The organism is Streptomyces sp. SM1 (genome assembly GCF_002910825.1).
In the GTDB taxonomy this organism is placed as follows: Bacteria; Actinomycetota; Actinomycetes; order Streptomycetales; family Streptomycetaceae; genus Streptomyces; species Streptomyces okerensis.
This window is the reverse complement of sequence record NZ_NEUB01000802.1, coordinates 1-15,570: the sequence shown is the minus strand read 5'-3', so window position 1 is coordinate 15,570 and position 15,570 is coordinate 1. Positions and strand designations below refer to the sequence as shown.

At 68.4% G+C, this 15,570-nt stretch carries 13 protein-coding genes; all 13 read left to right on the top strand.

From position 1 onward, the window contains the following. The first annotated feature begins 74 nt into the window (after positions 1 to 74). The 13 genes from B9S61_RS24705 (at position 75) to B9S61_RS24645 (ending at position 15,514) form a co-directional block, all read left to right on the top strand. Positions 75 to 1,604: an amino acid permease gene (locus B9S61_RS24705; protein ID WP_103544214.1), complete on the top strand. Its 1,530-nt coding sequence runs from the start codon at positions 75 to 77 to the stop codon at positions 1,602 to 1,604. Continuing rightward, the gene (locus tag B9S61_RS24700; RefSeq protein WP_103544213.1) at positions 1,604 to 3,034 is read left to right on the top strand and encodes a glutamine synthetase family protein; all 1,431 of its coding nucleotides are present in this window, start codon (positions 1,604 to 1,606) and stop codon (positions 3,032 to 3,034) included. The genes B9S61_RS24705 and B9S61_RS24700 overlap by 1 nt, the downstream gene beginning before the upstream one ends. Positions 3,035 to 3,065: 31 nt before the next feature. Further along, positions 3,066 to 3,563: a LuxR C-terminal-related transcriptional regulator gene (locus B9S61_RS24695; protein ID WP_181007510.1), complete on the top strand. Its 498-nt coding sequence runs from the start codon at positions 3,066 to 3,068 to the stop codon at positions 3,561 to 3,563. A gap of 133 nt (positions 3,564 to 3,696) precedes the next feature. Next, complete coding sequence (locus tag B9S61_RS24690) at positions 3,697 to 4,581, top strand: aminoglycoside phosphotransferase family protein (protein ID WP_103544241.1); 885 nt, start codon at positions 3,697 to 3,699, stop codon at positions 4,579 to 4,581. After that, positions 4,569 to 4,754 (top strand): hypothetical protein, encoded by a 186-nt coding sequence (locus B9S61_RS24685; protein ID WP_103544211.1) that lies wholly within the window; start codon positions 4,569 to 4,571, stop codon positions 4,752 to 4,754. The genes B9S61_RS24690 and B9S61_RS24685 overlap by 13 nt, the downstream gene beginning before the upstream one ends. Before the next feature lie 5 nt (positions 4,755 to 4,759). Then, the gene (locus tag B9S61_RS24680; RefSeq protein ID WP_103544240.1) at positions 4,760 to 5,806 is read left to right on the top strand and encodes a phosphotransferase enzyme family protein; all 1,047 of its coding nucleotides are present in this window, start codon (positions 4,760 to 4,762) and stop codon (positions 5,804 to 5,806) included. A 201-nt stretch (positions 5,807 to 6,007) separates the two neighbouring features. Further along, positions 6,008 to 7,729, top strand: coding sequence for an ABC transporter ATP-binding protein (locus B9S61_RS24675; RefSeq protein ID WP_258039839.1), 1,722 nt, complete (start codon positions 6,008 to 6,010; stop codon positions 7,727 to 7,729). 60 nt (positions 7,730 to 7,789) lie between these two features. After that, positions 7,790 to 8,956: a site-specific integrase gene (locus B9S61_RS24670; protein ID WP_258039838.1), complete on the top strand. Its 1,167-nt coding sequence runs from the start codon at positions 7,790 to 7,792 to the stop codon at positions 8,954 to 8,956. Continuing rightward, positions 8,953 to 11,064, top strand: a complete 2,112-nt coding sequence (locus tag B9S61_RS24665; protein ID WP_103544210.1) for a site-specific integrase — start codon at positions 8,953 to 8,955, stop codon at positions 11,062 to 11,064. Before B9S61_RS24670 ends, B9S61_RS24665 begins: the two co-directional genes overlap by 4 nt. Positions 11,065 to 11,129: 65 nt before the next feature. After that, positions 11,130 to 12,233: a tyrosine-type recombinase/integrase gene (locus tag B9S61_RS24660; protein ID WP_103544119.1), complete on the top strand. Its 1,104-nt coding sequence runs from the start codon at positions 11,130 to 11,132 to the stop codon at positions 12,231 to 12,233. Between the two features lie 16 nt (positions 12,234 to 12,249). Continuing rightward, the gene (locus B9S61_RS24655) at positions 12,250 to 12,600 is read left to right on the top strand and encodes a helix-turn-helix transcriptional regulator (protein ID WP_103544118.1); all 351 of its coding nucleotides are present in this window, start codon (positions 12,250 to 12,252) and stop codon (positions 12,598 to 12,600) included. After that, positions 12,597 to 15,038 (top strand): hypothetical protein, encoded by a 2,442-nt coding sequence (locus tag B9S61_RS24650; RefSeq protein ID WP_103544117.1) that lies wholly within the window; start codon positions 12,597 to 12,599, stop codon positions 15,036 to 15,038. Before B9S61_RS24655 ends, B9S61_RS24650 begins: the two co-directional genes overlap by 4 nt. Continuing rightward, positions 15,035 to 15,514, top strand: coding sequence for a hypothetical protein (locus B9S61_RS24645; RefSeq protein WP_103544116.1), 480 nt, complete (start codon positions 15,035 to 15,037; stop codon positions 15,512 to 15,514). Before B9S61_RS24650 ends, B9S61_RS24645 begins: the two co-directional genes overlap by 4 nt. Positions 15,515 to 15,570 lie beyond the last annotated feature (56 nt).

Here is a 15,570-nt window from a genome sequence, read left to right as displayed (position 1 = left end):
GGAATCCGCTGCCCATGAAGTCGCATTGGCATGAACCTGTCCATTCGTTTCTTTTTGAGCTTGGAGGCTGACCTGTGTCTCGCTTGAGTCCGAACCACCGTGCGTCGTCCCGGAAGTCCGATGACGCGTACCTGCGGGAGCTGGGTTACGAGCCCGTGCTGACCCGGCGCATGGGGCCGTTCGGAAACTTCGCGATCTCCTTCAGCGTCATCAGCGTCCTGTCCGGCTGTATGACCCTGTACGGCTTCGGCCTGAACACCGGCGGCCCGTCGGTGATGCTTTGGGGCTGGCTCGTCGTCGGTGCCATGGTGATGTTCATCGGCGCCGCCCTCGCCGAGGTGACCTCCGCTTATCCGACCTCGGGAGCCTTGTACTACCAGGCGGAGCAGCTCGGTGGCCGAAAGTGGGGCTGGTACACGGGCTGGCTGAATCTGCTGGGCCTGCTCGGGGCGATCGCCGGCATCGACTACGGGGCCGCGCTGTTCACGGGTGCCCTGTTCAACCTGCAGTGGGGGTTCGTGCCGACGCCGGGCAAGATCATGGTGATCTTCCTGTGCATCCTCGCTCTGCACCTCGCTCTGAACCTGTTCGGGGTCCGGCTGGTCAGCATCCTCAACAGCATCAGCGTCTGGTGGCACCTCGGCGGCGTCACGGTGATCGTCGGCGCTCTGGCGATTGTCCCCTCCCACCACCAGTCCTCGGACTTCGTGTTCGGTGAGTTCGTCAACAACACCGGCTGGAGCCCCCTCTACGCGGCGGTGCTCGGTCTGCTGCTGGCCCAGTACACGTTCTGTGGTTACGACGCCTCCGCGCACCTGTCGGAGGAGACCACCGACGCGCAGGTGTCCGCATCCCGCGGGATCATCCACGCGATCGGCTGGTCGTGGCTGGCCGGGTTCGTCCTGCTGGCCGGGCTCACGTTCGCGATCCAGGACTACGCGGGCACCGTCGGCACGGCGATGGGGGTGCCGCCGGCGCAGATCTTCCTGGATGCCCTGGGCGTGGCGGGGGCGAAGGCACTTCTCCTGATGGTGATCATCGCGCAGTTGTGCTGTGGCAATGCCGAGACCGCCGCGGCCAGCCGGATGGTGTTCGCGTTCTCGCGTGACGGGGCGCTGCCGGGCTCGCACCTGTGGCGGCAGGTCGACCGCCGTACCGGCACTCCGCGCATGGCCGTGCTCCTGGCGGTCGTGTGCGCCGCCGTGCTGGCCCTGCCGAGCCTGTACAGCCCGGTCGCGTACGCGGCGATCACCAGTATCAACGTGGTCGGCATCACCCCGGCGTACGCGATCCCGATCTACCTGCGCATCAAGAACCGGGACCGCTTCCGGCCAGGCCCCTGGAACCTCGGCAACTGGGGCGTGGCCGTCGGCACGATCGCCGTTGTCTGGGTGGTGTTCGTGACGGTGCTGTTCTGTCTGCCGCAGACGCGCCCCGCCGACGGTGGCCTGGTGTCAGTGGAGACCTTCAACTATGCGCCGATCGCTCTGCTCGTCGTCCTCGCGCTGGCATGGGCGTGGTGGCGGAAGCAGGGCAGCTCGTACGAAGTGCCGGCCCAGACCTTCGACCGCTCGGCGGCCACGTACGAAAACGAGGTCGTCTGATGACGAGAACCACGAGCGGCAACGGCACCGTGGCACGCCTGGCTGCCGCGTCCGTCCCCGAGCACGGCGGGCGCTCCGAGAAGGCCTTCTCCCTGTCCGACCTGCGGAACCTCGTCAAGGCAGGTGCCATCGACACAGTGCTGCTCGCCGTCCCCGATCTGCAGGGGAGGCTGAAGGGGAAGCGTTACGACGCGGACCACTTCCTCAAGCGCGTCGCGCATCACGGCGCCGAGGTGTGCGCCTACGTCCTGGCCACCGACATCGACATGAGCCCGGCGGACGGCTTCGCCCTGACCTCGTGGGAGACCGGCTACCAGGACCTGTCCGTGCAACCGGCCCTGTCGACTCTGAGCGTCGTGCCGTGGCTGCCACGCACCGTTGTCGTACTCGGCGATGCCGTCCACCACGACGGAACGCCGATCGACATCGCACCCCGCCAGATCCTCCACCAGCAGCTGACCCGACTGTCGCGGCACGGTCTGCACCCCAAGGCGGGGATCGAAACCGAGTTCGTCCTCTACAGGGGCACGTACGAGGACGCGGAACAGGCCAACTATCAGGGCCTGCGGCCGTTGACGACGGCGAACCTGGACTACGCCCTCGATCACGACCCCGTATCCGACCGGTTCCTGCGCCGTCTTCAGCGGGCGCCCGCCGGCGCCGGGATGCCCGTGGAAGCGATCAAGACCGAGGCCGGTCCCGGCCAGGTCGAGGTGACCTTCCCGTACGGGGGCGCGCTCACCGCCTGCGACCGGCACCCACTCTTCAAGCACGCCGTGCGCACCCTGGGTCTGCGCGCCGGTCTGGCTCCCACGTTCATGGCGGCCCCGGAAACCGACCGAGCCAACGGCCTGCACCTGCACGTGTCGCTGTGGTCGAAGGCCATCAGCCAACTCAACGAGCCCGGCAGCGAGTACGGACTATCCCAGACCGGTCAGCACGCCATCGCGGGTCTGCTCGCCGTCCTGCCCGAGTTGGGACCGTTCTACGCGCCCAACGTCAACTCCTACAAGCGGTTCACGACCGGCTCGTTCGCGCCCACCACGTTCACCTGGGGCCGCGACAACCGCACCTGCGCGGTCCGCGTCGTCGGCCGCGGTGAAGGGCTGCACCTGGAGATCCGTGTGCCGGGTGCGGACGCCAACCCGTACCTGGCGCTGTCGGCGGTACTGGCGGCCATCGACCACGGTCTCGAGCGGAAGCTCACCCTTGGTCCCGAAGCGACCGGCAACGCCTACCGCGCAGGCGGAATCCCCGTGCCACCCGCCCTCGGACCGGCTCTGACCGCCTTCCAGAACAGCGTCTTCGCGCAGGAAGCCTTCGGCGCCGGGGTGTTCGAGCACTATGCCCATCTCGCCCGCCTGGAACTCGCCCACGACGAGTGCCTCGTCACCGACACCGAGCGGCAGCGATGGCTGGCTCGCGCCTGACAAGCCCGCCTCACCGAAAGGACGCACAACCGTGAGTGCCCGCCCGACCCGCCCGCCCGCAACGCTTCCGCTGACACCCGCACAGCTTCGGATCGCCCAGAAGGTCGCGGAGGGCGAGAGCACCCACGCGATCGCCTCCGAGCTGTCGATCACCGTCGGCACGATCAACGTGCAGCTGAAGCACTGCGGACAGAAGCTCGGCGTGAGAGGCCGGGCCGCCGTCGTCCACGCCTGCTTCGTCACCGGGCAACTTCAGCGTCCCGAGACGGCCGCCTTCCCGGAGGCCTTCTCGGAAACGGAGATCGAGACCTGGCGGATGGTCGCGACCGGTGCGACGTCACAGGAGTTCGCGGACCGGGCCCGCATCAGCCGTGACAGCGCGCTGGCGCGGGTCAGGGACCTGCGGGAGCGCGTCAAGGCCGAGAACGACCCGCACCTTGTGACGCTCGGCTGGAGCTGTGAGGTGCTCGACGAGTCCCTGGCCGAGATGGCCTCCGGGACCGTCCTCCGCGTTCCCACCCCCAGATGACCAGCTCAGCCCGCACTGTCAGTGCCCACTGGCAAGCTACCCACCCACAACAGGACACTGAGCGCATCCGACTCGTCACCCATGGTGGCGCGGTCGGAGGGCTCGGCGAGCGGAAGGGCGCACCGTGACCGACATGCCCAGCGCACTCCACCACCTGGTGGAGTCGGTGACCGACACGTACACGGTGGTCGCCGAGCACCCCAGGCCCGGCGACATCCGGCCTTCCGTCTGGGAACTCAACGGGCCTGACGGCGCGAGGTGGTTCGGGAAGCTCCATGCCGGCCCGAAGCTCCACCACCGCGAGGTGACCGTGTACCAGAAGTGGACCGTGGCCATGGGCGCCGGCCGTGCACCCGAGCTGGTCGCCGCGGACACGCAGGCGCGCACTGTCGTGGTCACCGCCGTGCCCGGACGCGGTCTCGACACGCTGCGTCTGCCGGCCGAGCAGGAACGGGCGGCCTACGAGCAGGCTGGCGAACTGCTCGCCCGGTTCCACACCGCGGCAGCCGACGAGCCGACGCCGGAAGCAACGGGGGAGGCGTGGGACGAGGCGGTCGCCCAACTGCTGGACCGTACGGCGGCGTATGCACCGGAGCACGACCTCGCGATGGTGCGCACGCTCGCCGAGGAAGCTCCTCCGAGCCTGCCCCAGGTATTCCAGCACGGCGACTACATGCCCAAGAACTGGATGTGGGACGAGACCGAACAGCGGCTGCGGGTCATCGACTTCGAAAGGGCCGAGCTACGGTCCGCCGCCTACCGGGACCTGAGCCGGCTGCGCTACCGGATCCTGAGCCACCGCCCCGACCTCAACGCCGCCTTCCACTACGGATACGGCCGCCCCCTTACCACGGAGGAACTTGTCGCATGCCGGGCGTACGGGGCACTGGACGCCCTGGACTCGCTGAACTGGGGGATCAAGCACCGCGACGTCGGCCTGGTCGACGAGGCGCACATCATGCTGGAGAACCTGCGCCTGGAGACCCGCCAGCGGGTGTGGGGTGGGTGGCGTACGTGAACGTCTTCGCTCGAACCTCCGAGGCTCCGCACCTGTTCGGCGTTCGTCGCGATGACTTCGAACTGACCGTCACCAACACCCTCACCCCCTTCGTCGACAGGCAAGTGCCCACGGAGGACAACGCCTTCACCCTCCTCACGGCATGCCGTCCCTCCGCACACGAAGGTCGGTGATCTGTATGGACGAAACAGGCTGGGGCGAGACGTTGACCGCTGACGTGCTGGAAGACCGGTACGGGCTGGTCGTCGACATCGTCGAACCGGTGCACATGGGCACGGACACCATCAACCGGCGAGTCCTGACGGACGACGGGCTGCGGCTGTACGTCAAGCAGTACCCCTCGATGGCCGACCTGGACGAGGCGCGCAACGCGTGGGACATGTCGGAATACTGCCGGGCCGCGAAGCTCCCCGTTCCGCGGGTGTGGCCCGACGCCAACGACAACCTCGTCACTATCGCGGGAGGCAGCGCATGGGCCGTGGTCGACGAGGCTCCCGGACGGGTGAACCCCTCGGCGATGACGGTCCCCCTCGCCGAGCACATCGGCGTCGTCATGGGACGCATGCACCGTGCGCTCGCCGCGTACCCGCTGCCGCAGCGCGTGCAGCAGACCCGCTGGCGGACCGAGCCCGTCGAGGACGCCGCAGCGAAATGCGACGCAGTGCTGGCCAGAGCCACGAGCCAAGGCCACGACCGTCTCGACCAACTGCGCGTCGATCTCGACCAGCGGCGTGAGGACCTGCGGGCCCACGTCCACCAGTTGCGGGAACATCTGCCCGAGACCCTGGCGGAACAGGCACTGCATGCGGATCTCAGCCGCACCAACCTGATCACCCTCGCCGACGCAGTCACCGGCGTCATCGACTTCCGCTGCGCGAGCGCGATGCCGGCCTGGGAGTTGGGGCGGGCGGCGTTCGACCCGCGCACCGTCGCCACCAGCACCGAGTGGGCCGCATGCGCCCTGGCGATGGTCAGGGCCTACCGCTCGGAGCACCCCAGCCTCCCGATGCGGGAGGTGCGGGCATGCGCCCGGATCGCGCTGCTGTACATGCTGTTCAGCTTCTACGGCGCCACCACCGCCGAGTACGACCTGCCGGGGGATGCGGAGGCGGACCTGAAACGGCACTGGCGCGAGCGCCAGATCGCCATCCGCCGCCTGCTCAGTGACCTTGAGGACCTCGAAGACGAGCTCAACGGCCTTGAGGCGAGCGGAGGCACGTCGTGACCATCCAGCACCTTCCGACCGCGCTGAACGAAACGGCTGACGAGCGACAGCCTCAACCACCAACGGCACACTGGGGGACGTCTTGGCGTATCAAACCGTGATCGGTCCGCACCTGGTACTCATCCGCGAACAGCGTGATCCGCTGGGACTCCGCACGCCCTCCCCGGCCGGCCACCGCGTGTCGGCGGAGGGCTGGAGCCGATGACAACCATCCCGAAGCCCACCGCGACAACCGCGCCGACCGGCGAGGCGGAGGTCTCGGATGAGGAACTGAAGTTCGTCATCCCCGGCGACCGCCGTATCGAGGCCGCCAACGCGATCACGACCCGTGCGATGGCCCGACGCCTGCCCCAACTGATCCGCCGGTCCCTCGCACTGGGCTGGCAGGTCGACCGCGCTGCGGTCATCGCCCTGCTGGGCGTGCAGCTCCTCTCGGGGGTGCTGGAAGCGTTCGGGCTGATGGCCACCACCGGGGTTATCAAGCCGCTGATCGCCTCGCAGCACATCAGCGGCGATCAGCTCCGCTCCGCCGTACCTTCCCTTGCCGTTCTGTCGGGGGCCATCGGTCTGCGCGCCCTGCTGGGCATCGCCTCCACCGCGCTGTCGGCCCGGCTGGCCCCGCGTATCGCCCGGGAGGCCGAACTCGAGCTCCTCGACGCGGCGACCAAGGCGGAACTCGCCGCGTACGACAACCCCGGATACAACGACCGTTGGGACGCGGCCGACCGCGGAGTGGAGGTCTCCAGGGACCTCCTCACCGAAGCCCAGTACATCCTCGCCGCATCGGCATCGCTGATCGCCTCGGCGTTTGTCCTGACCGCCGTGCACCCGATCCTTCTGCCTCTGCTCCTCTTGGCGGCCCTGCCGAAGGGCGTGGCCAGCGTGCGGGCGGCGCGCATCAGCTACATCGCCTCGCTCGCCACGACGAAAGACCGGCGGCTGCTGGGCATGCTGCGCTGGTACATGGTCGACAAGCAGACCGCCGACCAGGTCCGCTCCGGCACCATGGCGTCGTTCCTGCTCGACAAGTACCGCACGGCCGGGGCGCGGATCGACAGGACCACCGACCAGGCCACCTGGCGCTCGGCCAGGATCTCCCTGCTGGGCGGGGTTGCGGGAGGACTCGCCCACGCGGTGGTGTGGGTGGCCCTAGCGCTACTGGTGTTCGCCGGGCAGATCTCGGTCGCCGCCGTCGGCACCGCGTTCCTCGCACTGGGCCGGGTCAGCGCGGGGCTGGACGGGATCGTCGGCTACGGGGCCCAACTCTTCCGCACCGGAATGTACTTGGACGACTGGGCGGACTTCATCGACGAAGCCGGCGGGCATCGCATCGACCGCGGCTCTCAGACGCCGGCCGCCCCCACCGTCGTACGCGCCGAGAACATCACCTTCCAGTACCCCAGCGCCGACCGGCCCGCCCTCGACGACGTCTCCTTGGAGGTCCGGCGCGGCGAAGTCGTCGCGCTGGTGGGCGAGAACGGCTCCGGCAAGACCACCCTGAGCAAGATCCTGTCGGCTCTGTACCTGCCCGATCAGGGAGCCGTCTCCTGGGACGGAACCGACACCCGGGAGTTGGACGCGCATGCCACCTGGAAGCGTGTCGCCGTCGTACCGCAGTCCTACGCGTGCTGGCCTCTGTCGGCGAGAGAGAACATCACCCTCGGCCAGGCCACCGAGCAAGGGGACGCCGCAGTGCTCGCCGCGGCGCAAGCCGCAGGCGCCGACGAGGTCATCGACGGGTTGCGCAGCGGGCTGAACACCCTGCTGGCCAAGGAGTGGTGGGGTGGGCAGGAACTGTCCGGCGGACAGTGGCAGAGGATCGCGCTCGCCCGCGCCTTCCATCGGCCGGCCGGACTGCTCGTCCTGGACGAACCGACCGCGGCCCTCGATATCTATAGCTCCTGCAGTCCGGCAGGGACATGAGTCCTTGACCCTGACCGTCTGCCTCGTGAGAAGTATCCGAGAGTTGTAGGGACGTTAGGTATGTTCGTGATCATGATGGGTGGGTATCGCGCCGAGAGGGCGCTGAGGCCGGTGGATGGGTCCATAGCCTGGGTTGTTGTGGATGGTGGGTTCTCGCTGCACGAGGAGTCGTGTGCGTTCTTGGCGGGGCTGCGGGCGCGGGGCCGGTCGTCGAACACCGAGCGGATGTACGCCGGCCGTGTGGCGGTTTACCTGTCGTGGTGCGAGGCGAGTGGTGTGGACTGGGCCCGCCCGGGGCTGCTTGATCTGGCTCGGTTCCTGCGATGGCTGGTGGCGGAGCCGCTGCCGACGCGTGGGCGTGACGGCGGCGGAGTGCCCCGGTTTCGTACCGAGGCGACGGCGAACGCGGTGATGACTGCGGTGTGCGAGTTCCTGCGGTTCGGGAGCCGGCAGGGCTGGGTGCCGGTCGAGGTGGCGGCGTCGTTGACGGAGCCGCGGTATCTCGTGTATCTGCCGTCTGGATTCGACCCGGGGGAACAGGGCCAGTTCCGCAACGTCCGGGCACGGATGCTGAAGTATGCCGCAGCGGTGGAAGGCCCGCAGTGGCTGTCGGATGAGCAGATCCAACAGCTCCGGGCGGCCGCCGTTCGGGGCCGGGACCGCTTCTTGGTGTCGCTGCTGGCCTGCACCGGGATGCGGATCGGTGAGGCGTTGGGGCTGCACCGGCAGGACATGCACTTGCTGTCGAACTCCTCGATGCTGGGCTGCCAGGTGGCGGGGCCGCACGTGCATGTTCGGCGCAGGCTGAATACCAACGGGGCGCTGGCCAAGTCCCGTTTCTCGCGGTGGATCCCGGTGACCGAGGACCTGGTCGACGGGTACGCGGAGTACCTGCATGAGCGGGCCGCGCAGTTGCCGGGTGAGGTGGACAGCGACAGCGTGTTCGTGAACCTGTATGCGGGGCGGCGGGGCCGGCCGATGACGTATGTGGCCGCGAAGGACATGTTGGACCGGCTCGCGCGGCGGGTGGGGTTCGAGGCCCGCCCGCACATGTTGCGGCATTCCGCGGCCACCCGCTGGATCCGCGCGGGCGTCGACCGCGATGTGGTGCAGCGGCTCCTCGGCCACGCCTCGGCGTCGTCACTGGATGTGTATCTGCACGCCGGTGATGAGGAGCTTCGGGACGCCGTGACGCGGGTCGCAGCCGGCCGGAAGGTTCAGGCATGACGCTGGCCGTCGTCCCGGAGCCGGTCGCGAGCGGCCCGGAGGGCATCGATCTGCAGGCGTGGAAACGCTGGCTGCGCAGCGCCGTTGAGGCCGACTGGCGGCCTGGGGAGTGGGACGGGCAGTCGCTGCTGTTCACCGGCGATGTGGACAACCCGCGCACCCGCGCCTACTCCTGCCGGACCCTGGCCTGTTCCACGGTGGTGCACACCAACAGCTTCTGCTTTCGGTGCGCCCAGCAGATGAAGGCCGGCGGCCAGTCGGCTGAGGAGTTCGCCGCCGTCTATGTTCCGGCGCGTTTGGCCGTCGCCGGCGGGCAGGATCCGGCTCGCTGCGCGGTTCAGCGCGCGGGGCGCCGTTGCGGCTACCCGGCCTCCTCGCGGGGGCTGTGCATCGTCCACTACCAGGGCTGGCGCAAGCACTCCGGGCAGCTGACCTTCACCGGTGCGGAGCTCACAGCTTGGGCGGCGGAGTCCGTGGTGCCTATCGAGGACCAGGTCCCTGCCTGCGCGGTGCCGGGGTGCGGCAGTGCGGCGGCGCCGCGTCGGATTCTGTGCGCGTACCATCACCGGGCTCGGGCGGCGGCCGCCCGGCGTGGGGAGGCGGGGTCGGACGCAGCGTTCTGGGCGGAGGGACAGATCCCGTTCTTGCTGCAGCATCAGTTCTCGCTGCGCCCTCTCGGCGAGCTGGTGCGCTTGGAGTTCTTGTACGCGCTGCAGCAGCGTGATGCGCGCGGCGCGAAGCTGGACACACAGTGCGTACGCCACATGGCGCGCACGCTTGTAGGCATCGAGAGTCTGCTGCTTATCGACCGGGCGGACGCTTTGGTACTGGTGGAGCGGGCGTCGAACAACACCCGTGCGCACGTCAAGGAGTTCTTCCGGCACACAAGGGCCGGATACGAGCAGGCCCTGGGGCACGGCCCGCGCGACGGCGAGGTGTGGGACGCAGTCAGCGCCAAGCTGGCCTCGCGCTACAGCCGCTCCGGACGCCGCTACAACCAGGGCACGATCGACTTCACGAAGATCGCCCAGCCGTGGCTGCGCCACGCGACGCTGGAGTGGGCACGGGCCATGGACCCGGACACGTTTGTGCTCCGCCGCACCCTGGACTCTTGCCTGCGTGCCTCGGTGGCGCTGCACACGCGCCCGGGCGGCGGGCATGACCCGGCCGGTCTGACGTTCGCCGACATGGATGCGGTGGTCGATGCATTCAAGGACGCCCGCAAACCGGACGGCGAACGCTACGCCTTCACCGTCCGCCGTGACCTTTTGACGAAGTTCTTCCAGCTGCTGGACTTCGGCCGCAAGGCCGGGCTGCTGGAGGAGTTGGCCGGCGGTTTCGCCCGCCACCAGTCGCACATGATCCCCACCGAGGAACGCGACGACGGGGAGGCCGGCAAGGCCATCCCTGAGCCGGTCATCGCTCAGCTCGACGCGCACGTGAACACTCTCGGTGTCGGCTTCCCTTACGGCCAGATGGCACCCGCCGATGTGCAACTGATGTTCCAGACCGCTTACGTGGTGCTACGTGACACCGGGCGCCGCCCCATCGAGGTGTGCTCGCTCAAGGCCAGCTACCTGGAGATCGACGGCGACGACGTCACGCTGATCTGGGACAACCACAAGAAGAAGCGCTACCGCCGCCGCCTGCCGATCACCACCGACACCGCCAGTGCGATCCAGCGCTGGATCCGGCGGCGCGAGCACCTGGACCTGCCGCCCCGCAGCCGTACCTATCTGTTTCCGGCGATCTCCGCCGATACCGGCGTGCCGCACCTGGTATCCGGCAACTTGGCCAGGGCGATCCGAGCCTGGGTCGACGCCCTGCCGCCCCTCCACTCAGGGAACCTCGATCGCGACGGCGCCCCGATGCCCTACGACACCGCGGGAGTCTTTCCGTATGCGTTCCGGCACTCCTACGCACAACGCCACGCCGACGCGGGGGTGCGCCCCGACGTACTGCGCGATCTGATGGATCACCGTTCGGTGGACACCACGATGGGTTACTACAACCCTCGGGAATTGCATCAGACGGGCGAGAAGTCGCAGGTCGCCAGGTCACGGCGAGAGCTTGAAGGACTCCGAGGCTACTACGACCTAGCTGCCTGACCAGGCATGTTGCCGATCGTATCCCTTCTGATGCATGATCCTCCCTCCAGAAGGGATGGTCTGGAGTGGTGCATCAGCGCAAGGTGGCCCTGGCCGGGGCGGCTCAACTGGAGCTCGTCTCCGGGGTGGTCCAACTGCGTCCTGAGGACGCGATGTTCGACGCGATGCTGAGGGGCTGGCGTGCTCAGCAGAAGTCGCGGGGGTTGAAGGACGACACGATCGATCCGCGGGAACGACTCATACGCCGGTTCCTGGAGTTCGCGAACGACTACCCGTGGCAGTGGACGCCGGCCCACGTGGACGAGTGGTCGGTCTCATTGACCAGTGAGAAGCACCTGGCACCGTCGACGATCCGCAGCTACCAGGGCACCGTGCGGCTGTTCAGCGAGTTCCTCATCGATAGCCGCTACGGATGGGGCCCTGCCTGCGAGGAAGCCTTCGGCACCTTCCCGGTGGCGGTCTGTCACGAGTGGAACACCATTGCCCACCTCAACGATTACGAGGGCGACCCGGAGGCCAAGCCCTTCACCCGGGAACAGCTGCAGCTCTTCCTCGACTACGCCGACGACCAAGTCGAACGAGCCCTGCGGGCGAGACGCAAGGGCGCCCTGGCGGCCTACCGTGACGCCACCCTCTTCAAGGTGATCTACGGGTGGGGACTTCGCCGGACCGAGACCTCCAAGCTCGACGTGGTCGACTTCGGGCGCAACCCGCAGGCCCGGCAGTTCGGCCGGTACGGCACGCTCAACGTCCGCTACGGCAAGGCCAAGAAGGGCCAGCCGCCCCGGCGCCGGAACGTCTTGTCGGTGATGGACTGGGCCGTCGAGGCAGTTGCCGACTACGTCGAGAACGTCCGTCCGCGCTTCGGATTCCCCGACCACCCCGCTCTGTGGATCACCGAACGTGGTGGACGCCTGCGGCCCGGCTCGATCAACGACCGGTTCGAGGCATACCGCGACGCCCTGGGCCTGCCGAAAGAGCTGGTCCCGCACTCCTTGCGGCATTCGTACGTCACGCATCTGACCGAGGACGGGGTGGACCGCCGCTTCATCCAGCAGCAGGTCGGCCACGAGAGCGACAGCTCCCTGGCCATCTACACGCACGTCAGCGACGACTTCATGAACACTTCCCTGCACAAGGCACTGGCCCCGGCGTTCACCGGGGTCTGACAGGAGGGACCCGGCGATGGCCGCCAAGCTTGATTACCACTGGCACCTGCGCAAAGTCATGGCCGACCGCGGGATGTTCTCCACCACCGACCTCATCCCGCCGCTCGCCGAGCGCGGTATCACGCTGTCCTCCAGCCAGGTCTACCGGCTCGTCGTCGAGCGACCGGAGCGACTGAGCCTGAAGATCCTCATGGCCCTGCTCGACATCCTGGACTGCACCATGGACGACCTCATCGAGCCCATAGCGGTGGCCGGAGCCGTGAAGAAGCCGAAGAAGGCCGCCGCCGGCGGCACGGCCCCCGACACGGAAGGGCTCGGCGGACTGCGGCCAAAGCGAGCCCGGATCAAGGGTATTGACCGGCCGTGACTACCACCGGCTCTCTCGACCGCTCCGTCACGGACCCGATCGGCCTGATCACGGACCTGGTCGCGGATGCCGAGAGCGAACTCGGCTCCGAGACCATCCGGACCGTGGTCACCGCGATCGCGGGCGGCCGCGCGAAGTCACGGAACCTGGCCAAGTTCCTGGCGACGCGCCCCGCCGCTCTGACCGATGGCCGGTCCCCGGCGCCACGGGCCGTCGGCGATCTCCTCATCGCCCTTCGCAGGGCCGGCGCCTCGGCGATCTCGCCACCGGTCTGCGCGGACTGTGGGAAGGGGCTGCGAAGCCTCCAGCGGCAGGGCCAGGACTGGTACTGCTCGGTCTGCATCAAGGAGACCACCGAGTGCGCCGCCTGCGGCAACACCCGGCGCGTCACCTTCCGGGACCGCAAGGGCCTGCCCCGCTGTTCGATGTGTCCCGACCACGATGACCGCGACCCGGCCACGGTCGTCCACACGGTGATCAACACGATCGCCCCGGGCGCCGACCCCGACGTGGTCGCCGAGGCTCTGCGCCGGTCGGCGCCCCACCGTCCCCACTATCGCCAGCGAGTGGTCTGGGCCCTGGAGGAGAACCCCCGCCTGCTGACCGGCGAGGCCCATATCGCCCCGCACCGCGCCATCTTGAGGTTCATCGACCTTCTGCACGAGGCCGGTGTCGCCGGGATCGTCCGGCCGTCCTGCCCTCGTTGCCACCGAGTGGTTCGCATCGACAAGCCGCTCGACGGGCAGCGGGTCTGCCGCAACTGCATCGCCAAGTCCCGCATCGAAGAATGCGTACGCTGCGGAGCCCGACGCGAGCCGGCCACCCGCGACGAGCAAGGGCGACCGCTGTGTCCGAACTGCCTGGTCACCGACCCTGCGAACGCCGAGGTCTGCATCGGATGCAAGGAACGGCGGCGAGTACACACGCGCACCGCCGAGGGCCCGCTCTGCCCCAACTGCTGCCCCCTGCCGGTCCTGGTCTGCTCCATCTGCGGCCTCACCGCTCCCGGCAACCACTCGAAGCTCACCGGCCTGCCCCGCTGTCGCGGCTGCTTCCAGCGCCAAGCCCGCTGCACCACCTGCGGACGCGTCCGTGGCATCCATTCCGGCACCGCGGACGCTCCGGTCTGCGGCCCCTGCACCAAGCCGGACGCCGAGCTCTGGCACCCCTGCCCCACCTGCGGGCAGGCCGAGCGGCTGCGTTCACCGGGGCCATGTCGTCGTTGCATTCTCAAGCAGCGGCTCCACGAGCTTCTCGCCGACGACTCGGGCTCCATACCCCCGAAGCTGCAGGCCCTCAACGACGCCCTGGCCAAGACGGAACGGGTCGGCACGGCGATGCGCTGGCTGGCCGGTGGCATCGTCTCCACCGTCCTGTCCGATCTCGGCTCCGGCCATCGGCCCCTGACACACGAGGCCCTGGACGAACTCCCGGCGGGCAAGGTCGTCGAGCACCTCCGCAGCGTGCTCGTGGCCACCGGCACGCTGCCCCAGCGGGACGAGCAGATGGTCCGCCTGGAACGGCACGTGAACGATCTCGTCACCTCCCACGCCACTGCCGAGGGACGGAAAATCCTGCACCGGTACGCGACCTGGCATCTCCTGCGACGGCTCCGCCGCCGCAGCCGCGGCAACGACATCACGCACACCCAGCTCACCGTCGTCCGCCAGCATCTGCGGGCAGCCATCCATCTCCTCAACTGGATCGAGGTCCAGGGCCTGACACTTGTGACCTGCCGTCAGGCCGACCTCGAACGCTGGATGACCAGCGACGATGTCCGTCACCGCCGGGAGGCGGGCCACTTCGTGCGCTGGGCTCTCGCCCAGAAGATCGCCCGCGATCTCAGCTTCCCGGCCGTCCGATGGAACGGCCCGTCCCAGGCAATGGACGACGAGGCCCGCTGGGCCACCGCTCGCCGTCTGCTGCACGACGACACCCTCAAGTCCGAAGACCGATTCGCCGGCCTGCTGTTGCTCCTCTATGCCCAGTGGCCCGCGGCGATCTCCCGTCTCACCGTCGACCACATCGAGGAGACCGACGGAGCCGTCCATCTCCGCCTCGGCGCCGTCCCCGTCGAGCTGCCCGCACCCGTCGCTGAACTCGCCCTCCACCAGGTCGCGGTCCGCCGCAGCCATGCCGTTCTCGCCCGGACGGATTCCCCCTGGCTCTTCCCCGGCGGTCAGCCCGGGCGCCCGATCAGCGTCTGGGCCATGGGCGAACGACTCCGCAAACTCGGCATCCGGCTCGCCGAGACCCGCTCAACTGCCCTGTTCCAACTCGCCACCGAGCTGCCCGCCGCGGTCCTCGCCCGCACTCTCGGCATCGACATCACCGTCGCCGTCAAATGGCAACGAGCCGCCGCCGGAGACTGGGGCGCCTACGCAGCCGAGGTCAGCCGCCGGAACAGCCAACCCGACCCGATCAGGAACGGACGATGACCACCGACCAGCAGCACCTTTGGACCCTCCTGAGGAAGCTCGACACCTCCGGAGACGCGGAGTTCCCGCGCAACTTCGACCGATCTGCTACCCGAACGCGGTTCAACAAGCTTGCTGCCGACATCGACAGGGAGTTCGCCTGCACCTGCACTGTCGAACGGGACGTTCAGGAGGCCAGCTACCACGGAAGGATCACTATCCCCGTCGCGGCCACAGCGAGTGCCGACTTCATCACGGTAATCGTCAGCAACTTCGGTGATCTGGCTATCGTCACTCTCGGCAACCCCATGAGCTACGACGAGGAGGAGACCAGTTACCTGCTCGATTCCACCGACCTCAGCCGTCTCATCGGGATACTCAGCGAACTCGGATACGTCACCGTCCCCGAACACTTGACTTGGGCCGACTACGACGGCGCGTTGGAGCTCCGCTCTCACGCCAGGAGCTGGTTCGACCGCTTCTTCTTCTACACGTGATCTCAGCCCGTGAGGGCTAGGCATTCGGTGAGTTCCAATACCCGACTCCACCATTA